Below are 24,989 nucleotides of genomic sequence, written 5' to 3' on the forward strand. Positions count from 1 at the left end.
CAATTCGAAAATCACTTCAATAAAAAATTTAGGTAAAACGGATTTAATTTAGCAGCAAAGGAGTCCTTTACAATCTGTACTCTGCAATTTATTTCACATTGATTTTCCAACGGGAAATATTCTCTTTCAGATTGTAAGGTTTTTCTTAAAGCGAGAATCATCCCATCATCAAATCTGCTTTACCTATTGCTCTGGCGATCAATACGCAGGGATTCCGATTGGTAGGCACTACAGATACCTACGGGCATTGGACTCAATTCAATTTGAAACAGGACAATGGTTCGACAAGGATTTTCATGCAGTTATAGGATCAGAAGCCGCGATAAAAACAGGATTGAAAATTAATGATACGCTTTTATTTCAGGTCATGGTATCCAAACCGAAAATGTCAATGAACATCAACACGATGAACATCAGTTCAAAGTTTGCGAATCTTAAAACCTACCGGAACGATTACCGATCAACTCATCCTCATCTCTATTTCTTCTTATTGGGCTTTGCACCACGCCGAGTTGGTGCGAAGACCATTCTGCACATCACCACGGACCAGCTTTGTCTGACAAATCTAGACCTCATAAACACTGGAAGGTGAAATTACATCTGTCCTATTGGAATTTTGAAGAAACGAATATTCAAAGTTTAAATTTTGGCAGAAGCATCAATGAAAATACATAGAAATGATGGCAGCAAGTCCAGCCATCGAATTAAACAGATTGTATGAACTACAGGCACAGCCACTGAATTATTATCCTTTGTTTTGATCGCCTTAGTTTTGATCTCTGTTAAGCCTTTTATCAGCTTATGGCAAGCAATGGAGGAACGCAAATACGAAATGACTTTGTTGAGATTTGCAGGAGCGAGCCCTTCTAAAATAATTCGATGGACACTTTCAGAAGCCGCGCTGCTTAGTTTTTCAGGTGTTACAATTGAAAGCTTAGCACATATTTTGCTTGCTATTGTCAATCCACTACTCAAACTCGAAATGAAACATGGAATCCGTGCAGATGTCTTGCTGTCAGGTGAGTGGCCGATCCTGATTGCAGCTTGTTTATTGGGCATTTTGGCGGCATTAATTCCTGCCGTTCAGTAAGAGAAAACAGATATGAAGATCACACCTTAAGTTCTGAATAATATACTTATGAAAATAAATGTTATTTACATAAACTACTTTGGATTACAATACTAACATTCGTTTGTATTGTTAAAACCACATCCCTATATTCCCCAAAGCATGGCCAGTTTTAGCAAAAGTCACTTACAAAAAGAGTATGATGAATTACTTGGAATAAAGTCGATAAACCTTTATTCAGTAAAGATTTAAAAGATCTTTGAAGGTAAAACCATCAAACTAAAAGGGATATATTATTCCAACGGAAGATTTAAAAGTCATACGGAATTTGTGTTCTCTTGCATTTCCCTATGCAAGTTGTTTTTTTTTGCGGCAAAGCAGGTCCAGAAACCGTTGTAGAAATTAAAGCAAAAAAACCAATCCCATATACCTCCGAGCCTATAGATATTCAGGGAAAATTAATATTGAATTCTAAAGATATCAATCGCTTAATGTTCCTGTTGGAAGAGGTGGAGAAAATATGAAGGAAGGGGAGAAGGGAAAAGGTTAAAGGATCCCGACATGAAAAATACTATTGGTAGAAAAAAAATTATCATGTCGGGAGGCTAAAGTGAATGATTATAGATCAAAAGTATAGATTATGGAGTATGGATTATAGAGTATAGATTGTCAATGCCTAAATAGGGTTGACCGTTTTGTGTAACTTTACTGAATTATTTGCAGAGAATACATCAAGATTCTGAGGTGTATTTGCTCAAAATATATGGGGTTCGATACCCTATATATTTTGTTATTTGCATCAAATGACTCTTTCATCCTCGGTGTTTTTGCAAGTGTAAAGTTATATCCAAATTTTCAAATTCAACAGGACTTAATCTTTGTAACTCTTTTTATGAGTTTTTCTAAGTTATAAAGTTGTACACTTCGGTCAACCTCTATAGTCAATTGATGATAATTTTTAATATCCCTGTGTATCAAATAGTTATTCTTTATGATTCCATTAATCCTTTCAGCTTTACCATTTTCCCAAGCATATTCACACATACTGTTTCTGATTTCATATTTGCGGTAAGCTCTAAAAAAGGATTTTTGTATAGTATTGTCCACCACCATCGGAATGGAATATTAATTCGCTCATCTTTTGTTTGGCTCGCAACTTTATAGCCATTTTTAAGTTGGCATTGTGGTACAAATGGTCGTTAAATTATCCGACACGTTATGCCCAACAATTCGTCTAGAATAAGCATCAAGGATAAAGTTAAATAATAAAACCTATTGTTTAATTCAAAATAGGTTATGTCGCTTTGCCAGACTTGATCAACTCGATTGATTTGGAGATCTATAAGCAAATTGTCAAATCGTATAACCCCTGTGTTGTCTGTTGTTCTTGGCCTAAATACTTTCTTAAGGGACATCAAACTATTTTCTTTACAAAAGGCTTCAAAACGGTCCCTGCCCATGGATTCTGGCCGAATTTTATAAAACAGATCACGCACTCCCATCGTAGGGTGATCTTCACGAATTTGGTGTATGAGCCACAGAAGTTGTGCTTCTATTTCTAGATCCTGGTGATTCCTTTCTATTCTTTGATGAACAGATTGTTTGCTGATATTCATTACTCTGTACAACTTATTTAATGAGAATGGATATCGCTTTCGCTCCTGTCTGAAGTAGCAGATTGTGCTGAAGAATATTTTTTTAATATCAATCTTGTATGCTTCTTCTGCTAATTCAATCATCTTAGTTTGAAAGTCAATTAGATCTGTTTTGACCAATTACTCGTTCCAATTCTGCAACTTTTTGCTTAAGTTCTATTATTTTTTAGTGTCGGAATTTGCTTCAACAATCATGCGAATTTGGCTTTTTAGCTGCACCAAATTTACTCATCCATTTGTATACATTGGTAGGGCTAACCTCGTATTCCTTACAAATTTCACTGACTTTGCTCTACCTTGCTCTATCTCGAGAACCTTCGATCGTTTGAAACTTTCTGAAAAATGCCTCGCCATACGCTGCTCAATGCTCATTTAAATTGCCTTCTAATTGTTGCCATTTTTATGTTTTTTAATGATAAAATATGGTCAACCTATATCAGGCACTGACAGATTATGGAGTATTGAGTATAGATTCAAATCAAGCTTTATGCTTTTGGCTTTTAGCTTTTAACATTTAGCCTTAATCTTAATTTCCATCTATTCCAATTTCGAATCAAAGGGATGTTTGAGATTTGAATAGCTGCTCAAAATGGCTTTTACAGAACCCACAACCAAAGGCGATTCAATCAATACGGGCAAGCTATTGCGATCATCTCCTACGTATAATTTAATTTTAGCATCTTCATCGAATACATGCCCTGAAATGACATCAGCAACTGCATGAAACGTTTTATAAGTTCCAGAATCTTTTATCCGAAAAGACTTTTCGTAATTTCCGAATTTCAATCCCAGCTCGTATTTTTGTCATCCAGCAATAAATGAAATGAGGTTTTCTTTAATTTACTGAATTGTGGTAAATTCTGGCTCCGCAAATAATACATGCATGAAACCATGTCGTAATAGGGTTTATCCAAAGTTATTTCTGTCAATTTAAGATCCGTCATAGTCCGGCCTGTATAACTATAAGCAATCTGTTTGTCGTAATCAAATACAATTTTTTCGTACCGCCTGTAATTTCCTTGTTGGATATCGCGAATGTATAATCTGGGAAGTCCAGTTTGCTTATCGATGTATGAATGGTATTTATCGCGGACTTTATAAAACCACTCATATGAAGCATAGGTCCGGCCTGTGACTTCCACATGATACAAATGATCCTCCTCTTTGATTTCAAAGTGAACTTCGCCCGCTGACAGCCATACAAAATTCCAGTTGTAGAATATTTTGTATACCAGCTTTTCCCCATTTCCGAATGCAGATTCAGTTGGATTCAAATCAGGTTTTATGAGAAAACCCGTGGAGACTGTGCCCGCAAATAAAAGAATGAATATTATAGTTTTGTATGCCATCTTATCTCTCTTAACATAAAAAAAGAACCCAAGATTGCAGGAACTCCATTGTTTAACAAAAATATAAGCCAACAAAGACTCATTGCCAGGGAAGCTTCCATGCCCATAACTCCAAATACTGCACAAGCAATACCACTTCTGGAAAGTAAAGACAGGGCTGGAGGCAAGACCACAAAAGTTACCACGGCCAAATAAATAATAGAAGCTGTCAAAGCATACAAGAATGGTAACTGACCTATCCATATGAGGACTGTCACCCACTGCAACAGATAAATCACATAGCGTAAAAAACTATAAACAAATAATAAACCGAGCCTTTTAATATTCCACACTGACCTTCCCGCCCTCATAAATTTTAAGGGATTGAAGTTTTTCCATATTTCCCAGGTGAACCAATTTTTGAAAAAATACAATGCCAATAAAACAAATCCAAAAATTCCTAAAATTGCAATTATCCCAAAGTCATTTAATGTCGGAATTCTAGCTACATAAGCATTCGTCACGATGGTGGGAATCAAAAAGAGAAAAAACAATCCTAACAAATTACTTAGTGATTGGAACATTCCACCCAACAAACTTGCTTCAATCTGAATGCGTTTATACTGATCATCCACATTCCAACTTCGACCCGCAATGGCTCCTAGTCCGAGAGGTAATAAAAACTGCAAATAAAATCCCTGGCAGGTTTTGATCATCGAATCCGATAAACTAGAATCTTCAGATCTTCCCGTTAATAATTTCATAGCTTCCAATATAATATTCAAAGGCATTAATAAAGCAATGAGCGTTAGCGCGCAACAAAAGTTGAAGTCCATATTCAGTGATTCAATATTCAAATATGGAATGCCATTCACAATAGCGACCACCAATGCGATGAATGCCAGAAGCGGTAAGATTATTAATATTTTTGATGAGTTCACCATTACATTTATTAAAGAACCTTATCGCAGTTCCTTAGACTCTCAATATAAAATTCCTCAATCATGATTACTTTTGCCATTTATGAATACATCCTTTCGCATTCTTGGTGTAGATCCCGGTACAAACATTCTGGGTTATGGAATTATAGAAATCAAAGATAATCAGACTTCAGTAGTAGATCTCAATGTTCTGCATTTGAAATCCATTGAATCTCAACAAGACAAATTGAAAGAAATATTTCTGAGTATTCAGGAATTGATCGAAAAACATCAGCCATATGCCCTTTCCATTGAAGCGCCATTTTTTGGTAAAAATGCACAAAGTATGCACAAGCTAGGCAGAGCTCAGGGTGTAGCGATAGCGGCTGCAATTGTTATGGGTTTAGAAATTTACGAGTTTTCTCCTAAGAAAATAAAAAAATCAATCACGGGCAATGGTAACGCAAGTAAAGAGCAAGTTGCCGGGATGTTGGAATCCATTTTGAATTTCAAAATGAACACCAAATATTTTGATGCCTCTGATGCTTTGGCTGCTGCTCTCTGCCTATCTTTTCAAATGAAGTCTGCAGGGAAGCCAAAAGAAGCATCTACGGGTTGGAAAAAATTTATTCAAAAAAATCCTGAGCGGATTATTTAAGTGCTTCGTAAGCCTGCGATATTTTTAAGGCTATTTCTGTGTACTCTTGGTCTGAAAAATGCAACCTCGGATTGCTAAAATTCAATTCGGATATCTGGTTTAAGGGTACCAGGTGAATATGTGCATGCGGCACTTCCAATCCAATCACACTCATTCCTACTTTGATGCAAGGCACAACTGTTTTAATAGCAATCGCTAATTTTTTTGAAAAAAGGATCATCTCTTGCAGAAGTTCATCCGGCACATCAAAAATGTAATCGATTTCTTGTTTAGGAATAACCAGTGTATGACCTTTTGCAAGCGGTCTTATATCGAGAAATGAATAACAATATTCATTTTCAGAAATTTTATGACACGGAATTTCGCCTTGAATAATGCGGGTAAACAAACTGGCCATTAAATGCTGATTTCAAGAATTTCTAGTATCATCTCACCTGCTGGAGTGTTAACAGTTGCTTTGTCGCCAACTTTTTTGCCCAATAAACCTTGTCCAATTGGTGAACTTACGGATATTCGGCTGGTTTTAATGTCTGCCTCCGCTTCAGAGACAATTTTAAAAGTCATTTCCTTATTGGCCTTATGATTCTTGATTCTGACGTTGGTAAGCATAGCAACACTGGAGGTATCTATATCCCCTTCTGCAATGATGCGAACATTCATCAATTTTTTCTCCAGTTCATTGATCTTAAATTCCAACATACCCTGGGCATCTTTTGCAGCGTGGTATTCAGCATTTTCTGACAGATCTCCCTTTTCCCTTGCTTCTGCAATGGCTTTAGAAGCTTCTTGTCTTCCTGTTGTTTTAAAATGATCCAATTCGTGTTTAAGCCTGTCATAGCCTTCCTGGGTCATGTAATTCAGTCCACTCATGTTAAAATTATTTGGCGGATTAAAGTAAAAAAACGCTTGCCACGCTAGGTGACAAACGTTTTTAATATTCTTTTATAGAGATTATAACATCATAAGGCCCCTGTTTAGTTCAGGGAAAATTAAAATTCCAGTCTCAAACCGATTTGATGGGTTCCATCAAAGGGATCAGAATGCCTGTAGCAATAGTCTATAGCCAATCTGCTGTCATTCTTTTTGCTTAAAGGAACATTTACGGTCATTCCGGCAGCCAGGCCTGTATGAGCCGTATTAACGTCTCCTTCAATAGCCTCGCCTAATTCGAGTTTGTAGGATGCCCTAACGTCTAGGTATTTCGTAAGTTTAGTGTCGATACCTGCACCAATTTCGTCTCTACCGAAAGAATTGGAAGTAAAATTGACGATAGGCGTAAAACTTATGTGCTCTGAAGGATTAATGTCATATGATATCCCAATGTGTAACTGAGATGGCAATTCAAATCTTGATAATCTGATGTTATAGGTAAGGTCTGTATTCTCCGGGCTCTTCAGCTGGGCAGAAAGTCCGTCTCCGCTAAAACTCATCGGACCACCAATATTTCGCAAGGCAATGCCAAATTTAAAATTATTATCATCACCGGTAACATATTGTACTCCGGCATCGATAGACATTCCAAAAGCACTTAAATCCTGTATACCTTCTGATATTCCACGCAATAAAAATCCGACTGAAATTTTATTTCCAAACAAATGCGAATAACCTACTGCAATATTGCTGAATGTAGGCGAATAGGTAGCTCCAGTTCCTTCCGGGTTAGTGGTTGTAGTCACTTTGATGTCTCCCAGACTCAAACTCATCAATGCGATTCCGAGCGTTCCATTTTTTCCAATTTTGGTAGCAAATGCCCCGGAACTAATCTCAATGCCGCTAGGTCTTAACCATTTGGTTTGAGCCAGGCCAAGTTCCCAATTATTGATCCTACACAAACCGGCTGGATTAAGCATCATGGCTTCGATACCACCTACACGGGAAGCATTCAGGCTATTGAGAGCGCCACTTCTCGGCCAGGGATTCATCAACAATTCATAAGCCCCGGCTTCTCCTTGCCTGTCAGGATTTCCTGCAATGGCAAACAGTGCAAGATTCAGCATGATGATGAGGCTAAGTAACTTTTTATACATAAAAAATGAATTTAAAGTATTTCTAAAATACCTGTCTGGTTTTTGGGACCAGACAGGTGCTGTTTGTTTTGAATTATAAACCTGAAGGATCAAATTTTCTTGCAACTCCAAACCACTTCACAATTTTTTCTGCTCCGGTTGAATTTTCTTTGATATGAATGATGTAAGCTCCACTTGATACCGGAATGCTTTTGAAATTAGTCAAATCCCACTCAATATCAGGTGTGATTTGCGTTTCAATAATTCCCGGATTTGAACCTCTTCTCTTGACAGGAACTTCATCGCGTTTGTATTGCTTTATAAACTTACCATCAACAGAATAAATAGTTACAGTGCAACTTGCAGGAAGGTTAGTGATTTTTACCACATTTGAAAACTGACCCGTTTCATAATTTGAAAATCCATAATATGGATTTGGAACGACATTTACGTTGTCAAGGGCATTGGTAAATGCTGTTTGTTCTACAACGTGATCTGCTTCAAATCCGGATATACTAAATGAATACAAATTATGTCCTTTGTTTTCATTGGTCCCTACAGCATACTGATAAGGATTGTCAACCCGGAATCTAACGGTTACATCATTGGGTATCAATCCGTCTTTGTATGAATTCATTTGCATTCCCTGATTGATCACTGACATGCTGCACCAGGTGAAATCTCTGAACAACCTATTCTTATCGGCAATCCTGGTTGAATTCAAACCTGAACGGAAAGATTTACAGGAATCATAAGGAGTTTTTGTAACGTAAATGTAATGATGGCCACCTAATGGAATACCCAACTCTGATGTGAAAGCATTGATTGGACAACCCTGGTCTAAAATAACATATTCATCAGTAGGATTGTACATCATGTCATTACCGGTCCAACCACGTTGTGAGCAGCCAGAAAGCAAAATATTCTCCTCAGAGTAAAATGAATTTTCTCCAAATAAAATATTCAGTCTCTTGCCAGATTCTACATCTACTGCATAGCCTGGAAACCATCCATAGCCCGTACTGTCTTCATTGGTATCGATATCAGGTAATCCATCGCCGTCGAGGTCGTCTTTTGTTACAGAAGGACTTCTTTTGATGCCAAAGTTCTTTACACCGCTAATTGGAGAAAGCGGTTGATCTCCTGCATTTGAATTCCAGGTTTCAATGACAACACAACGACTCCATTTAGATTTATCTGAAGTGAAAACGATGTCAACATTATTCAAATCGCTCAACTTCATAGTTCCCTGAGTTACTTTTGATAATGGATCAATCCATACCGGAGTTAAAATAAAGGAATCTGAAGGTAATTTATAAGGATACCAGGTTCCCTGAATTTCGGGGCCACCTAATTTTGAAAAACATCCCTGTGGATCCAGTGCATATCTAGGCTGTCCTAAGCCGGTTTGAATAAAATCTGTTTGAGCAACATCGTTATCTGGCTGACCAATCAACCATCTTAAACCATTTGGATCCTTGTAATCAAAATACATGCCTTCGCCAATCACTCCACAAGTATTTGTAGAATCACTGCCGGCATCAATTGTTTGTCCTATGGCAACTGAAATTCCAAATTTATTCATTATCTGCTCGTTGAAACGGCTGATATCAGATTCAGAAACTGCAGTATCGTTTGAATTGGTGCGAATCAACATCCAATTTACAGGATCATCCAATTTTGTATTGTTCAAATTAGCATCAGAAAAACGCAATTGATAATCTCCATCTTTAACGCGAAGCGGATCGTAAACTTTTATTTCAACCGGACCATTTCCGCCCTGATAAGTTACTTTTCCATCAAAATTTGGATTCAGCATTTTATCATACATATCTGATTTAACTTTTAAATCAATTCCGCCAACTCCAATTCCATCATGACGCGTGATTTCAAATCCCTGGCCATATTCAGAATTTAATTTTTCATAAACCTGTGGCCTTGGTATGGCAGTATAAGGCTTACCATCGCCATTAGGACCAATGTTCAAACGACCCGGACAGTATTGTGTACGTTGTCCGAGATTTTCGACGAGGTCATAACTTTTATAATTATTATATCCGTATGCAATTGAAACGAAATAATATTTTTTGTGATTCACCAATCGCCGGTCGCCAGTCGCAAACTGATCTTCTGAAATTCTAAAGGTGTGGCGTATTCCTACATCTGCACCGGCTACTTTTTCAACCGGACTGTAAACGATAGGATGCGTAGTTTGATTCGGATTAGGGTTTTTGGTACCAACCCAATTATAAATCTTTGTGATTTTATTTTTTAAATCTACGGTAAACAATTCTCTTGCTTTGGTAGGATCTGAAATAACAGCATCTGTCAAAGTTACAGAAGCATCTGCAACTTGGAATATTCTGTAGCCTTCAAAACGATACAAGCTATCTACTCCAGGAGGAAGACCAATACCCTTATCTTCCCATGATTCCAGATAATTATTTGAACCTATATCATTGGTAAGGACCATCACCAATTCGCGATCTAATTCAATAAAATCGACATCCGGAGCATCAGGTCCATCTTTTAATCTGAAACAATTATCAAATAAATCCTGAGATAAATTATCTGCTGCAAACAGTTCGTCTAATCCCGGACAAGGATAATTTTGATCAGGAACAAAAACTGCACCGATGATTAATTCATTAATGGCACCCGGTTTTAACAACATAGGTCCTGTTGCCTGTAAAGTTCTTCTATCACCTTCGGGTGCTTGAACAGAACACATACTCCAGCCTGAATTGTCATTGGGCTCACTTGGGAAAGCATATCGTGTAGAATCGACTGAGCCGGGATTATATCCGCTTCCGCCTCTGGTCAAAGGTGTACCATCGCGCCATCTACCTGTTAAATAATTATAATATTCTGTGGCTAAACCAGGATCTGTGGTGGCTGCAGGGTGATTACCCCCGCCACTTGGGTTGTTATAATACATAAAAGATGACATCCCAATCTCATTTCCTGCAGTATCTAAAGGTCCTCTGAAATAATCCACACCTAGCACAGGTATTTCTGTACAATAGGTATTTACACCGCGGTCGCAATTACAACCATTATTTCCATCTGAACCGTCTATATTATAAATAAACATCATGCTTCTTTCAACATCGCAACCAATATAATCGTCAGAATAACATCCTAAATCGGGGTCTACCCACATTGCGAAATAACACTCTTCCAAATCCTGAGGCGCACGGTTAATCAACTTATATCTTTGAAAGGTCATGTCATTGATTTCATCTCCAGTTGTAAAAGCAAAAGCCTGTACCTGAACTTCCATACGGATAGGTTCTCCGTTTGAATTGGTGTGAATGCCTCCATTATCATTGTAGATCCAGAAAATCATTTGATCCGGAAAAACCGGCTCGGGGCAGCCCCGGATATCGATAATTGGAAATTCACCTTTTTCAGGTTGATAGATGCCATCTTCTGATTCGGGATATTCATAAAACAAACCCAAGCCCTGAGGATACAAGATCGGATCCGGTAATTCGAAATTATACTTTTGAGAAAAGTACTTATTTCCTCTTGCCGGATAATAAAGTACATCTTCCGGAATTTCATCTACGGTTAATTCGCGAATGCCTCTGACCGCCCTGAAGTTTTTTTGTTGTTCTCTGATACTGCTACCGTTGACCACGAAAAACTGATCCCATTTCAAACAAATATCCATATCTGTTTCACCGAGATTCGTAAGTGGCCCTGGCCAACAATCGTTAGCACTTGAACTTCTGAACGTTTGACCCATCATGTGTAGATTGCCTGCAGGATCTTTTCCACCTACCCATACTGCACCTGCAAAAATCGCTGATACCTCTTCCTTATTGGATCCCGGTTCGACCTTAGGAACGATATAACTTCCCCGGTTAAGATCCCACCAACAATCACCGCCATTCAATAATCTTGCGCGCACATTATTGATGTCGAGATCTATTTGTTTCGTAGCTGGAGCACATGCACCACCACGAACCTGTAATTTTTTACTGGATGCATTTGGCTTGCCATAACTTTCAGATGGCTTGTGTGCTAATGCATCGTTTAAAAATGAAACGAATAGAATGAAAATAAAAAATGAATATTTCATATTATTTTTTAAATTTTAAATTTAGAATTCCAATATAGCTCCAATAAATATTCTTCTTGGAAGCGTGAAATTGTCCGGATTAAGAACCCGGTAATTGTATTGGTTGACAAAATAATCTATATAACTTTCTCCATAGGAGCTGACCACATTATCCAATTCTGCATCGCCGCGATCAGAATTCAAATAGCCATCATCTTTGGCATCACCCGAACCTCTGTAAACAGCAATCACATTTTTGGTATCTAGTAAATTTTGGACACGCAGATAAATATTCAGGTCCAAAGGATTTTTTCCTTTCACAAGACTGAAGTTTTTATCTACTCTCACATCTATACCAAAGTTCCATGGCAAACGTGCACCATTGATATCTCCCCGGAAACCGGAGCCTCCAAAACGTACGATCTGTGTACCCGGTGAATAGGGTCTTCCGGATGCGGTGATCACTTGAAAATTGATTCCAAAATTGGAAAGAATGTCCTTGCCGGCAATTCTTGGACCATTGTATGCTTTACCGGATTGATAGCGATAATCAACCGTAAAAGCAAAACGGTGGCGTTCGTCGTAATTAAAAGGAAAAATATTTCTGATATTGATACCCTTTTGCGTTAAACCCGATTGCGATTCCGGATCAGAACCCGTACCATCTGCAAATTGCAAGGTATAGGCAGCAGTAAATTCAAGATTGCCAGTTCTTCGCAAATCGTAAGTGAAATTAAATCCTTTCACCGTTCCAAAATCTATGTTGCCATAACTGTCGTAAGTACCCACAGTGGCCACCCGGCTATAGGTAATTCTGTTGATCATATTTCTCAATTCCTTGTAATAAGCAGATAATTTAATCGCAGAAGAATTGGAAATTTTTTGTTGAAATCCAACCTCGTAATCAATAGTCTTACTTGGAATCAAATTCGGATTGTTTGCAGGCGTACGGCCTTGATCATTGAAATAGTAATATTCCAATGGTGAAACAAAAGAATTAGAAGTTGGTCTTTGAACGAGAATATCGTAATGCGCAAAAAAGTTGGAATTATCTGAAATGGGAAATGAAAAAGCCAACCTTGGCATAAAATTGATTTGAGGATCGTAATCTTCAAATGAGTCGTCTAATTTAAAAGTAGGTCGTTTGATCGAACGTATGGTATCTTCCGGTTCGATATAAGCTGGGAAAACCAGATTACTTGTAAAAATCTGATCAGAAGAGTTCACCGGTGTTCCAGCGGAATTGTACCACTGATCGCCGTTTCGATAAGCTTTGACGGAAGTTGAGCGTTCTCCGGAAACGTAAACTTTATAATCATCTCCAATGGAGCCCGGTTTATTAGTCCCATTGATATCATGAAATGCTTTGGCACTTAATACCCCATAAAGTGAATAAGGATCTTTTAAAACTTTGGTGTTTGCATCGTAGTAATCAACCCTGAAACCAAGTCTGAATATGATGTCTTTAAAAGTAAACTTATCCTGAATATAACCACCCGCATAAATTGGAGAAAAAGGCGCTACTGTAAAAGCTTTATTACCCTCTGCATCGATGATATTAAAGAAATCTTCGAATTTAGCATTGCCGGATAATTTATTTCCGAGATAATCGTATCCTGAATATCCAATAGCACTTTGGTCTGTCAATTCCTGAGCCGAAAACATATCAAGGCTCAATGCATTGTTGTCTAATTCATTGACATTTACATACTCATATACCGCTGAATCAATAGGAATATTGGGTAATAATTTTCTGCGTACTTCTCTGTAAAATCTCGATTCAGAAGAAGGCGTAATGATATTCCTGTATAAATCACCGCAATCATTATCAAAACCAACAACGATCGTGGTATCTACGCCAGAGATATGATTATTGGTATAAAGACGCGCAAGATTCCATAGGGCAAAAGGAGCCACGGTATAGGATCTGGAAACGCGTTGCTCATAGACCAAGCCAAATTGAATATTATGTCTTCCGCTTTTAGAACCACCGGGAAGAAAATCGAATCCACTTGTCACTTGCAGAGTGACCAGATCATTATCAGTTTTATTGTAACGGTTGTAGATTCCGCCCACATTATTATTAAGGCCTGACCAGGTATTGTCAAAAGCCGAGCTTAAGCGGCCATTGGAAGCTCTGTAACCATCTAAAAGCTGTGGCTCTGTAATTCCAATTTCATTGAGAGCTGCATATCCCGGATTTGTTGTTGTTGCCGGATCAAAACCATCAACTAAAAAAGTCCAGCCTGAGTGTACACCTTCCCTAGATTCACATTCGTAATGCCCCGGGAATTTTCCAATATATCCGTAATCAAACAAGCGGTCTTTATGTCTCCAATCCTGAGTTTCACTTTTAGATTTTTGGAGACCGGCCTGAATGGTGTAATAGGCGTTTTGGATATTTGAACCGGCACCACCATCTTCGCCCGGATTGTTTCCGAGATCAACTAACCTTCCCAGTCTGTGGCGTAAACGGATGTTTCCGCGATAGATCTGATTGTCTTGTACCGGATTATTGATCCAGTTTAACAAGGTCCAGGATCCCTGACCGGTTGTATTATCATCACCGGGATTAAATCGGTTATTGACATCTGAATAGTTTCCGGATATGGAAATATCAATATTTTCAACGGGTCTGAAATCCAGTTTTGCAGTAATATCGTAAGCCGTATTGTCTTCGTTAGGATTGTAATCCAAAACTTCAATTTCATCATCCTCCAAGAATTGACCTGAAACCGTTGGAGTACCACCCAATAAGCGCAAAGGATCGTTGGTCAATCTTGAGATGGAGGATTCTTTGGCTCTGTAAATTGGATAAGCAGGAGGATCATCATCTTTTTGGAAATTATACTGTCCGGCCACGCGATAACCAAGTATTGTACGACCATATGTAGAGTCTGTAAGTTTTTGTTTCCAGATAGGACCGCTTAGATTTAAGCTTAACAATCTGTAGCCATAAGGATCTAATCCTTCTGAAGTTTCCAATTCAACCCCGCCTGAAAATTTGGAGGAAGGGCCTTTACTGGTAAGTGCTATGATACCACCTGTTACATCGCCATATTGAGCCTCGATACCTCCGGTAACCACCTGAAGCTGTTCGAGTTCAGAAGTTGGAATTTGCCTTCCGGTGATTCTTAAACCATCCAGGTAAAAAACAGTGGCATCTGCCCGGCCACCTCGTATATATGCATTACCGCCATCGACACTAGATAAACCTGCAGCTGTTGCAGCAACCGCATTGATGTTTTTGACAGGCATGTTTTTAATCTTTTCGGCAGTAATTACCGAACCTTGTGTGGTATTATCCTTTTCAATGAGGGGAGCCCGGTATTCGACAACATCGACCACTCCAAGTTCCAGTCCAAAGGTCATTTTGATGTTAAGCGTATTGACCTTGCCGCCCAACACATTAATACCTGTTACGCGTTGAGGGTTATAGCCCACATATCGGGCCTCCACGTCATATTTACCGGGATCGAGCTGCACACTATAGTTCCCATCAAAGTCAGAAACAACTGTAGTGACCTGAATGCCATTTTTAAATATGATGATGGCACATTGAATAATGGGTTCTCCGTTATCCTTGTCGGCCACTTTTCCCGACAAAGCGGTTTGAGCTCCGGCGAGCAAGGACATGAGTATAACAGCATGGAAAATGAGTACTATTCGTTTGACCATAATGTAAATTTGAAAAAATTATCCTATAAAAAATTTCGCAATGTTAAGAATTTCTAAATGCATTTCAAACCTATTTGATCTGAAGCATTCTAAAATATTTCCGCAGTAAACGATGTCAATTGATAATCTATTGATTTTCAACGCTTAAGACATACTGTTCCATAGCAATGTATCAAGCTTTTCTAAAAGTAGTTGTGCAATTTTTTGTTTCGACTCAAAAGTCCATCCCGCGATGTGCGGGCTTAGTATCACCTGCTCAAAGGCGTACAATTCTTCATACATTTTTCGTTCCTCATCGGAATAGCTCAAAGGATGTTCGTTTTCGAAAACATCCAAACAGGCTCCCAGGACCTGGCCCGACCTTAGCGCTTTGACCAGGTCGGTCGTTTTTACAATCGGGCCCCTCGAAGTATTGATCAAATAAATAGAATTTTTGCAAGCATTAAAAAACTCCTCGTTGACCAAATGTTTCGTTTCAGGACTTAGGGGAATGTGTAAACTGATCACGCCGGCTTCATTTAGGATCGTTTCTACATTCTTTACATGCTCATAACGAGGTCCCAATTCCAAATGCTGCTTGTATTTATCAAAAACGAGGACTTTAACATCAAAGGCCGACAATAATTTTGCAAATGCAGGTCCTGTGTGTCCGTAACCAATAATTCCAACTGTTTGACCCTGAAGCTCTTTGCCTCTATTTTTCTCCCGATTCCATAACCAGGATCTCAATTCACGGTCAGCTCTGTTTATATTTCGAAATAAACTCAACAAGAGCCCTAAAGCGTGTTCGGCTACTGCCTGACAATTTGCTTCAGGAGTATTGATCAGTTGAATTCCTCTTTCCTGAGCAGCCGGGACATCGATAATTTCCATCCCGGAACCCAACCTTCCAATCCATTTCAGTTTATCCGCTTTTTCAATAAAAGCTCTGTCAACCTTGATCTTACTATTTATAACCAATCCTGTATAATGAGAAATAATCTCTTTGGTTTGATGTAAACTTATATCAGCTTGATATTCTACTTCATATCCCCTGGCTTCCAGTCCAGTAATAAGATTGGGATGAACATCATCTGTAATCAGCAACTTAGGTTTGGTCATGAACAATTTTTTGTAGCGGCCGATACCGAAATTCTAAAACTAACAAAACTGCTAAAGGAACTCAAGTCCGGCTTTCGTCGGGCAAAGCTTATCTTTGCGCCAAATTAACTATTTAATGCCAAAAGACAGCTCGATCCGCTCCGTTTTGATCATAGGAAGCGGACCCATCATCATAGGCCAGGCTTGCGAATTTGATTATTCCGGAACTCAGGCTTCCCGATCGCTCCGGGAAGAAGGCCTTGAAGTAAGCCTTATCAATTCTAATCCGGCAACCATTATGACCGACCCTGTGACTGCCGATCATATTTATTTGCTTCCTTTGACGGTTGAAAGTATTATCAAAATCCTCGAAGAGCGCAAAATTGATGCTGTTTTGCCTACCATGGGGGGACAGACAGCCCTTAATTTGGCAATAGAGGCTGATAAACAAAAAGTTTGGCAAAGATTTGGCGTCAAGATGATTGGCGTGGATATATCAGCGATAGAACTGACAGAAAACCGCGAATTGTTCAGAAAACACATGATCCATCTAGGTATTGGTGTGGCACCATCGCAGATTGCAAATTCCTTTTTGGAAGGAAAAGAAGCCGCTCAAAAAATTGGATATCCCCTAGTGATCAGACCCTCCTACACATTAGGTGGCTCAGGCGGAAGCTTTGTACTCAAATCTGATCAATTTGACGAAGCCTTGCGCCGAGGCTTGGATGCATCTCCAACGCATGAGGTATTGGTTGAAAAAGCTGTCCTTGGCTGGAAAGAATTTGAATTGGAATTATTGCGCGATCAAAAGGATAATGTCGTCATCATTTGTACTGTTGAAAATCTGGATCCGATGGGCATCCACACAGGTGATAGCATCACTGTGGCACCTGCGATGACTTTATCAGATACCGGATTCCAGTTGATGCGAGATACTGCTATCCGAATGATGCGATCCCTGGGTAATTTTTCCGGAGGTTGTAATGTGCAGTTTGCCATGAATCCCGACACCGAAGAAATTATTGCTGTCGAAATCAATCCAAGAGTTTCGCGATCTTCAGCTTTGGCAAGTAAAGCAACCGGATACCCCATTGCAAAAATTGCAGCTAAACTGGCTATTGGTTATACACTTGATGAATTGCAAAATCAAATCACGGGATCTACATCAGCATATTTTGAACCCTCGTTGGACTATGTTATTGTCAAAATGCCAAGATGGAATTTTGAAAAATTTCATGGAGCAGATCGAAGACTTGGATTACAAATGAAATCGGTTGGCGAAGTAATGGCCATTGGTCGAAGTTTCCGCGAAGCGCTGCAGAAAGCATGTCAGTCGCTCGAAAATGATCGTCACGGATTAGGAGCCGACAAAAAAGAATGGATCAACACTCAAGACATTCTTGAAAGACTGGAAGTCGTAAGCGACGATCGCATTTTTAGAATCAAAGATGCACTGAGATTGGGCGTACCTGAAAAAACGGTTTATAAATTAACGGGCATTGACCCCTGGTTTTTAAAAGAAATTAAAATGCTGGTCCAAATGGAAGATCAGTTATTGAAATATAATTTGCCCGAAGACATTCCCATTTCTTTTTTTAAGGAGCTGAAAAAAAGTGGGTATAGCGATACTCAGATTGCATGGCTGATGCGCGTAGAAGAAAAGGAAGTTTCCAAGCAGCGATTCAAATTAAACATCCGTCGCGTATTTAAACTGGTAGATACTTGTGCCGCAGAGTTCGAAGCAAAGACCCCTTACTATTATTCGAGTTTTGACACTGAGAATGAAAGTCCGTCAAATGATACCCAAAAAATAATCGTTTTGGGTTCAGGCCCTAATCGAATTGGCCAGGGCATTGAGTTTGATTATTGCTGTGTGCATGGGGTTATGGCCATCAGAGAAGAAGGCCTTGAAGCAATTATGATCAATTGCAACCCCGAGACGGTATCAACTGATTTTGACGTTGCTGATAAATTATATTTTGAACCCATCTATTGGGAGCATCTGGAAGAGATCATTGATCATGAAAAACCCTTGGGCATTATCGTGCAATTAGGCGGACAAACAGCACTCAAACTTGCCGAAAAAATTCATCAAAAAAGGCATCCCGATTATTGGCACAGATTATAACAATATGGATATCGCGGAAGACCGCGGCCGCTTTTCTGATTTATTGAAGGAAATGGGTATACCCTATCCAAATTATGGTGTCGCAACAGATGCTGACGAGGCATTGGAAGTTGCGAGAAAGATAGGCTATCCCGTTTTGGTCAGACCTTCTTACGTGCTCGGGGGACAAAGAATGCGGATCGTCATTAATGATGAGGAATTGGAAAGACATGTGCTTTCCATTTTTAAACATATGCCCGACAACAAAGTATTGATAGATCAGTTTTTGGAAAGAGCCAAAGAAGCTGAGATTGATGCCATATGCGACGGAGAAGAAGTTCATGTTATGGGCATTATGGAACATATTGAACCTGCAGGAATCCATTCCGGTGACAGTTCTGCGGTATTACCGCCTTACAGTCTTAGCGAACATTCCATTGAAACAATGATTGAATATGCACGAGCGATAGCTTTCCGATTGAATATTCGAGGATTGATCAATATTCAGTTTGCCATCAAAGACGAACAAGTGTTTGTCATTGAAGCAAACCCCAGGGCTTCCCGTACGACTCCTTTTATTGCGAAAGCATATCAGGTGCCCTATCTGAATATGGCAACTAAAATCATGATGGGCAGAAAAAAGATTAGTGACTTCAGCATCGAACACAAATTGAAAGGATATGCGATAAAAGTACCTGTATTTTCATTTAATAAATTTCCGGGTGTAGACATTAGTTTAGGCCCCGAGATGAAATCTACAGGTGAAGCCATTCACTTTATTAAAGACTTGTATGACCCATTTTTCAGGGACATTGATTCAAAAAGATATATGTACCTCACGCGATAAATAAAGATCGTTCGTTTTAAATGAACGTTATGAAAACTAAAAAGGAAATTGTCGAAAACTGGTTGCCAAGATACACGGGTACTCCGTTAGAAGAATTTGGCGAATACATTCTGTTGGTAAATTTTAATTTATATGTTGAATTGTTTGCCGAATGGCATCAGGTTCCGATTCACGGAAAAGATCGCTCGATGGCTAATGCAACAGCCAACAACATCACGATTATCAATTTTGGGATGGGGAGTCCCAATGCCGGAACTATAGTAGATTTGCTTACATCCATTCATCCCAAAGCGATATTATTTCTTGGAAAATGTGGCGGATTAAAATCGAAGAAGAATAAAGTCGGTGATTTTATTTTACCCATTGCTGCCATCCGGGGAGAAGGAACTTCCAATGATTACCTCCCCATTGAAGTGCCCGCTTTGCCAGCATTTGCTCTTCAAAAAGCACTATCAACAACCATCCGGCAATATGAAAAAGATTATTGGACCGGAACCGTTTATACAACCAATAAAAGAGTCTGGGAACATCGTCTCGATTTCAAAAAATACCTAACCCGGCTGCGTGCCCTTGCCATAGATATGGAAACAGCAACTATTTTTATTGCTGCTTTCAAGAATAGAATTCCGGCCGGAGCGCTTTTATTGGTTTCAGATATGCCGATGATTCCGGATGGCGTAAAAACGGAAGCCAGTGATCAATTAGTTACCAAACATTTTCTCGATTTACATCTGAAAATTGGTATCGATTCGCTCAAGAAACTCATTGACAACGACATCACTGTCAAACACCTCAGGTTTGAAGATTGAGAATACTAACGAATGTTAGTTTTTGGGTTCAAGTTTATTAAAGACCTTACTAAAAAGGTTTTCACTTTCTGTAAAATAAAGCATACCCACCGAGCTGTCGAAAATAAACTGATATTGTTCATCAACACCTATTGCTTTTAGAGCGGTATTGATTTTTTCCAATATGGGCTTAACCAATTCTTGTCTCTTTTTATCCAAGGAAGATCTCATGGACTCCCGATAATTTACAATGGCATTTTGATCCACTTCCAATTCTGATTCTTTTTGTTTTTGTTGATTGGTGGTGAGGCTACCCTTTTTGACTTCATCCTGAAAGGCTTTGAGCTTTTGTTGAAAACTAACAAGCATGTCTTCTCCTGCTTTTGCAAGAGACTGCTCATATTGTTTCAGAGCCATTGAAGCTTGTTTAGCTTCTTTTAAAGAGTCGATGAGTTGAACAGAATTAACATGTCCTACTTTTTGTGCATTGAGATTCCAGATAAATAAAGTCATAAACCCAGTGCACAAAAGCAATGATACTTTCATAAAAATTTTTAATATGTTAAAAGAAAAGACTATTTACTTTCAGAATCTATGCTTTGGCGGTCAGCATCTCTAATCCCCTCGCGGATTTCACTGGAAATATTGTTTTTGGCTTTGTTAAATTCGCGAATCCCGCTTCCAAGACCTTTCATGAGTTCCGGAATTTTTTTACCGCCAAACATCAAAAGGACTATGAGGAGAATTACGATTACTTCAGTTGTTCCCAGGTTTCCCAATAATAAAAGTTTCATGTTGTTTTTAATTTAAAGGTCAAAGTTATTTTTTTAATCCGATTTCTCGGAGTCTCTCGTTTAAATATTCCCCTGCAGTGATGGGAGGGTAGTCAGGATTTTGGCCCTGTTTAACACATCCCGGCAGACAGCTCAAGTCCATTTCGCTCCTTGGGTGAAGGAAAAAAGGAATGGACAATCTTGGAATATGCCAAAGTTCCTTTGGAGGATTTACCACTCGATGTGTAGTGGAAACCAGGTAGTTATTCGTCAGCCGTTGGAGCATATCTCCCACATTTACAACGATTTCATTTTCATTGGGGATGGCATCTTTCCATTCTCCGGCTTTGGTTAGCACCTGGAGACCGCCTGAGGAAGCCCCCACCAATAGGGTGATCAAATTAATATCTTCATGTTGTTCGGATCTGATGGCCGAAGCAGGTTCTTCGATAATGGGCGGATAATGTATGGCCCTCAAGATGCTGTTTCCATTATGAATTTTATCAGAAAAATAATCATTGCTGAGGCCAAGATGTAATGCTATGGCTTCCAGAAGTTTTGCGCCACTGCTTTCGAAAGCTTTATAAAGCTGATTTCCCAATTCTGTAAATTCTGGAGTCTCTCTAACCATCACATTATCAGGATATTCTGCTTTGATAGGATCATCGCCTTCCACGACCTGACCTATTTGATAAAATTCTTTTAAATCGCCTACATTCGAATGCTTGGCATGTTCTTTCCCAAATGAAGTATAGCCCCTTTGACCAGCCAGACCCGGAATTTCATATTGCATTTTTACCTCAAGGGGTAAAGAAAAAAAACGTTTGGAACCATTGTAGAACCCATCGACCAGGGGTTTTGGCACTCCGTGATTGACGACCCCAACAAAACCAATTTCATGAAAAGCCTTGCCCAACTCTTCTACAAATTGAGATTTATCCCGGTGATCACCGGTTTGGAATTTTTCCAGATCCACTAATGGTATAATTCGGGTAGACATCGCAGTTTTTAGATGGTTTGTATCAAAAATTAAACCAACCTTATTATAACAGCTTAGACAGATTATTCGTTCCGTGGTTTAAACCTCGATTTTTGTAAAAAGCTTTGACTATCGTCGGTTTCCAATAAGTCTACAAGGCGGGTATCCGGATTGTTTTTCATATAAGCTTTCACCAATTCATAACCGATATACGATCCGGTGCGGCCCGGAGCATTTTCGGGCATACCCGGAGAATTAGGACTCGGATTGACATACTTGTTAATTTTCATAAGTTCCGAAGAATACAGCAGCTTTTGGGCTAGAAAAAAGGACCAAATCTCCATTTTATTATTGCGGCACCACTGTAATTGATCAACAGACATATCAAAAACAGCTGTATCGGCTACATGAGGGAGCAATGTTTTCAGAATATACAATTTTTTACCTCTTTGGATTATAAAATCCAATAACTGACTAGAAGCCGGGACTTGAATTCGATCTTCTAACCAGGCATCCCAAGTTCTGGGCAATAAATGATCGGCATTCAAGCTACGCTTGATGTAATCTGAAAAAACGGGATTTTCGGGATCTATGGTCTTATAATCAATATGTTCCCCTGCAAAAAATTCGAGGCCAATACCCAGTCCATCAGCCCCAGATTCGTGCTCAAAAATAAAATTACCATAAGAAAAGTCACAAAAGGCAGTGTAAAAAACAGGTTCTCTCGTTTCCGGAAAATAATATTTAAAATATCTCAAGGATAGTTCTAAGCTTTTGTGAAGTATTTCATCTTCAGGGATCGCCAATTTTAATTTAGCAGAAAGCCGGATGTTTGAAGGATGATATAAAAACATTTTCAATTGCAAGCCAAATTCAGGATCCGTTTGATCCATTTGGAAGGGCATTTGCAGTATAGAATTAAAATATAAATTACAAAATGCAGGATGTGTGGAGCAGAGTTTTTTTATGTCAATGGCCAAGGCTGAACTATCGAGCTTCTCCAGTTCCTTTTCAAACCTGTATAATTTCAACTCCGTTTGAATGTGCTTAACATCAGGTGTATTTTCGTCCTTTTCACCTTTACAAGAAAACAACTGCAGGCTCAGGAGCATCCATAATCCAATTTCTATTTTTTGTATGGTATTCAAATTATTGGTTTTTACACTAAATGAAACTGCAAAGAAAAAGGATTTATTACTCCCCGGCGCGACAATTATACCAAGTCTCCTCTTTTTGAAGCTTGAAACAAATGAAATCAGGAAATACGCAATTTGTTATAGTTTTACTGAATAATTCAATCTTTTTAAGCTTAGCATCGATTATGAAAAATAAAATAGGATTTTTTATTATGTTTTTATGCGCTTCTGCGCACGCACAGGATATTCATGTGAATATCATGACTGGACTATCATATAGTTGGATGCGGGCCAATAAAAATATTATCGAAAGTTCAGCTTCGCTCTTTTCATATAAAGCCCACATACATTGTGAATATTGGTTAAACGACAGATATGCATTAACGGCAGGTATTGGGTTTTCAATTGCTCAAGGCGGAGCTATGGATTATAAGAAGGGAGGAGATCTTTTAAAAGATTCAGAATTAAGCCACCCAGAATACCACATGTTGCCTGCAGGTACACGGATTGATTATAAAATTAATTACCTCGATTTTCCATTTGGATTAAAATTGCGGACCGGTACTTTTAAAGGCTACCGATTTTATGTGCAAGCCCCAGAATTCAGTTTTGCATTCCGGACAAAAGCAAGAGCTAAAATTACAGCTGCAGGATTAGCCTTCACTGAAGATGAAGATATCAGAAATTCAATAGCAGGATTGAGTATGTTTTATGGCATCCACCTTGGATTTGAAAAGAAAATTACAGAAGATATGTCTTTGTTGGCCGGAATTCGGTTCAACCAATCATTTACAGATATCACAGATGATTCAGGTGTTTATACAGATGGGAATCCTGAAAATTCGAAGGGAATATTATCCAGTTTAGATTTTAGAATAGGCATTACATTTTAATATGGTTTCATTTGATATCAACAATTTTATTAAACAGGCATTGGATGAAGACATTCAGGATGGCGACATCAGTTCACTAGCCTGTATACCTGAAAAGCACCAATCAACAGGTCGTTTAAAAGTCAAAGAAGATGGGATTGTCGCAGGTGTGACAGCAGCGGAGCAAATTTTCAAGTATATTGATGAATCGCTGCAATTTAAAATTTTGAAAACAGATGGTAGCATCATTCATTATGGCGATATCGTTTTTGAAATTACGGGAAATACAAGAGCGCTTTTAAAAAGTGAAAGATTGATATTAAATCTGATGCAGCGAATGAGCGGGATTGCAACATTATCCAACAGGTTTCATGCAGAAGTTGAAGACCTGGCTGTCATTTTATTAGATACCAGGAAGACCACGCCCTTAAACAGATATTTTGAAAAATGGGCAGTCCGATTGGGAGGATGTCAAAATTATCGCTACGGATTATTTGATCGATTTATGATTAAAGACAATCACATTGAAGCATGCGGCGGAATTCAAACAGCCATTGAATCCGTTCAGAAGTATGCGAAAATGCATGGGCTTGAAAAATTGGGGATCACCATTGAAGTTAAAAATCTTGTAGAACTCGAAGAAGTACTCGCGATTGGGAAAGTGGATCAAATTATGATGGATAATTTCGCTTTGGAGTTATTGCGAGAAGGAGTGGACATGGTCCATAAACGATTTAAAACCGAAGCTTCCGGAGGTGTGAGTCTGGAGTCCGTTAGAAAAATCGCACTCACAGGAGTAGATTTTATTTCTATCGGAGCCCTAACCCACAGTGCCGGAAGCCTCGACCTAAGTCTGAAGATACAAGGATAATTTAAGCAGGATAAGTAGCGATTAATAAAACAACTAATAAAATAGTCATGATGGTAACCAACCAAAACCTGACGTCCTTGTACAAAACAGCTGGGGTCTGGTTTGTCTTCATACGCTTTCAGAGATTAATGAATTAAAAAAATGTGTTACAAATGC

Annotated in this window: 20 protein-coding genes and 1 pseudogene; 7 read left to right on the forward strand and 14 right to left on the reverse strand. The window is 38.8% G+C overall.

The genetic code is table 11. From position 1 onward, the window contains the following. The first annotated feature begins 247 nt into the window (after positions 1 to 247). Both IPM92_12775 and IPM92_12780 read left to right on the forward strand, forming a co-directional pair. Complete coding sequence (locus IPM92_12775; GenBank protein ID MBK9109203.1) at positions 248 to 592, forward strand: hypothetical protein; 345 nt, start codon at positions 248 to 250, stop codon at positions 590 to 592. A 165-nt stretch (positions 593 to 757) separates the two neighbouring features. After that, a complete protein-coding gene (locus IPM92_12780; protein MBK9109204.1) occupies positions 758 to 1,090 on the forward strand; it encodes a hypothetical protein in 333 nt (110 codons plus the stop codon). Between the two features lie 1,178 nt (positions 1,091 to 2,268). Here IPM92_12780 and IPM92_12785 read toward each other — a convergent pair. The 4 genes from IPM92_12785 to IPM92_12800 form a co-directional block, all read right to left on the reverse strand. After that, positions 2,269 to 2,685 (reverse strand): hypothetical protein, encoded by a 417-nt coding sequence (locus IPM92_12785; GenBank protein MBK9109205.1) that lies wholly within the window; start codon positions 2,683 to 2,685, stop codon positions 2,269 to 2,271. A 576-nt stretch (positions 2,686 to 3,261) separates the two neighbouring features. Then, a complete protein-coding gene (locus IPM92_12790) occupies positions 3,262 to 3,510 on the reverse strand; it encodes a DUF3108 domain-containing protein (protein MBK9109206.1) in 249 nt (82 codons plus the stop codon). Next, positions 3,507 to 4,073 (reverse strand): DUF3108 domain-containing protein, encoded by a 567-nt coding sequence (locus IPM92_12795; protein MBK9109207.1) that lies wholly within the window; start codon positions 4,071 to 4,073, stop codon positions 3,507 to 3,509. The genes IPM92_12790 and IPM92_12795 overlap by 4 nt, the downstream gene beginning before the upstream one ends. After that, entirely contained in the window at positions 4,055 to 4,996 is a 942-nt protein-coding gene (locus tag IPM92_12800; GenBank protein ID MBK9109208.1) for a hypothetical protein, read from the reverse strand. Before IPM92_12800 ends, IPM92_12795 begins: the two co-directional genes overlap by 19 nt. A 79-nt stretch (positions 4,997 to 5,075) precedes the next feature. Here IPM92_12800 and ruvC point away from each other — a divergent pair, with 79 nt between their 5' ends. Further along, on the forward strand, positions 5,076 to 5,630 hold the full coding sequence (gene ruvC / locus IPM92_12805) for a crossover junction endodeoxyribonuclease RuvC (GenBank protein MBK9109209.1): 555 nt from the start codon (positions 5,076 to 5,078) through the stop codon (positions 5,628 to 5,630). On the opposite strand, the gene IPM92_12810 is transcribed toward ruvC, so the two are convergent. The 6 genes from IPM92_12810 to IPM92_12835 all read right to left on the reverse strand — a co-directional run bounded on the left by IPM92_12810 (position 5,623) and on the right by IPM92_12835 (position 16,481). Further along, positions 5,623 to 6,027, reverse strand: coding sequence for an HIT family protein (locus tag IPM92_12810; protein ID MBK9109210.1), 405 nt, complete (start codon positions 6,025 to 6,027; stop codon positions 5,623 to 5,625). The genes ruvC and IPM92_12810 overlap by 8 nt on opposite strands. After that, entirely contained in the window at positions 6,027 to 6,500 is a 474-nt protein-coding gene (gene greA, locus IPM92_12815; GenBank protein ID MBK9109211.1) for a transcription elongation factor GreA, read from the reverse strand. Before greA ends, IPM92_12810 begins: the two co-directional genes overlap by 1 nt. A gap of 119 nt (positions 6,501 to 6,619) precedes the next feature. After that, positions 6,620 to 7,657, reverse strand: coding sequence for a PorV/PorQ family protein (locus IPM92_12820; protein ID MBK9109212.1), 1,038 nt, complete (start codon positions 7,655 to 7,657; stop codon positions 6,620 to 6,622). Positions 7,658 to 7,730: 73 nt separating this feature from the next. Continuing rightward, positions 7,731 to 11,723: a hypothetical protein gene (locus IPM92_12825; protein ID MBK9109213.1), complete on the reverse strand. Its 3,993-nt coding sequence runs from the start codon at positions 11,721 to 11,723 to the stop codon at positions 7,731 to 7,733. Positions 11,724 to 11,744: 21 nt separating this feature from the next. Next, the gene (locus tag IPM92_12830) at positions 11,745 to 15,380 is read right to left on the reverse strand and encodes a TonB-dependent receptor (GenBank protein MBK9109214.1); all 3,636 of its coding nucleotides are present in this window, start codon (positions 15,378 to 15,380) and stop codon (positions 11,745 to 11,747) included. Between the two features lie 144 nt (positions 15,381 to 15,524). Beyond that, positions 15,525 to 16,481, reverse strand: coding sequence for a hypothetical protein (locus IPM92_12835; protein ID MBK9109215.1), 957 nt, complete (start codon positions 16,479 to 16,481; stop codon positions 15,525 to 15,527). A 115-nt stretch (positions 16,482 to 16,596) separates the two neighbouring features. On the opposite strand from IPM92_12835, the pseudogene carB reads away from it, so the two are divergent. Both carB and IPM92_12845 read left to right on the forward strand, forming a co-directional pair. Further along, positions 16,597 to 19,414: pseudogene (gene carB, locus IPM92_12840) on the forward strand (carbamoyl-phosphate synthase large subunit). Between the two features lie 29 nt (positions 19,415 to 19,443). After that, entirely contained in the window at positions 19,444 to 20,223 is a 780-nt protein-coding gene (locus IPM92_12845) for an AMP nucleosidase (protein ID MBK9109216.1), read from the forward strand. Between the two features lie 15 nt (positions 20,224 to 20,238). Here IPM92_12845 and IPM92_12850 read toward each other — a convergent pair whose 3' ends face one another. The 4 genes from IPM92_12850 to IPM92_12865 all read right to left on the reverse strand — a co-directional run bounded on the left by IPM92_12850 (position 20,239) and on the right by IPM92_12865 (position 23,102). After that, entirely contained in the window at positions 20,239 to 20,748 is a 510-nt protein-coding gene (locus tag IPM92_12850) for an OmpH family outer membrane protein (protein ID MBK9109217.1), read from the reverse strand. 29 nt (positions 20,749 to 20,777) lie between these two features. Next, positions 20,778 to 20,996, reverse strand: coding sequence for a twin-arginine translocase TatA/TatE family subunit (locus tag IPM92_12855; GenBank protein ID MBK9109218.1), 219 nt, complete (start codon positions 20,994 to 20,996; stop codon positions 20,778 to 20,780). 25 nt (positions 20,997 to 21,021) lie between these two features. Next, the gene (locus tag IPM92_12860) at positions 21,022 to 21,975 is read right to left on the reverse strand and encodes an isopenicillin N synthase family oxygenase (GenBank protein MBK9109219.1); all 954 of its coding nucleotides are present in this window, start codon (positions 21,973 to 21,975) and stop codon (positions 21,022 to 21,024) included. A 62-nt stretch (positions 21,976 to 22,037) separates the two neighbouring features. Beyond that, positions 22,038 to 23,102, reverse strand: a complete 1,065-nt coding sequence (locus IPM92_12865; protein ID MBK9109220.1) for a hypothetical protein — start codon at positions 23,100 to 23,102, stop codon at positions 22,038 to 22,040. A 173-nt stretch (positions 23,103 to 23,275) separates the two neighbouring features. On the opposite strand from IPM92_12865, the gene IPM92_12870 reads away from it, so the two are divergent. Next, positions 23,276 to 23,983: a PorT family protein gene (locus IPM92_12870; GenBank protein ID MBK9109221.1), complete on the forward strand. Its 708-nt coding sequence runs from the start codon at positions 23,276 to 23,278 to the stop codon at positions 23,981 to 23,983. A 1-nt stretch (position 23,984) separates the two neighbouring features. Continuing rightward, entirely contained in the window at positions 23,985 to 24,833 is an 849-nt protein-coding gene (nadC, locus tag IPM92_12875; protein MBK9109222.1) for a carboxylating nicotinate-nucleotide diphosphorylase, read from the forward strand. Positions 24,834 to 24,989 lie beyond the last annotated feature (156 nt).

This window comes from Saprospiraceae bacterium, from assembly GCA_016719615.1.
Classification (GTDB): Bacteria; Bacteroidota; Bacteroidia; order Chitinophagales; family Saprospiraceae; genus Vicinibacter.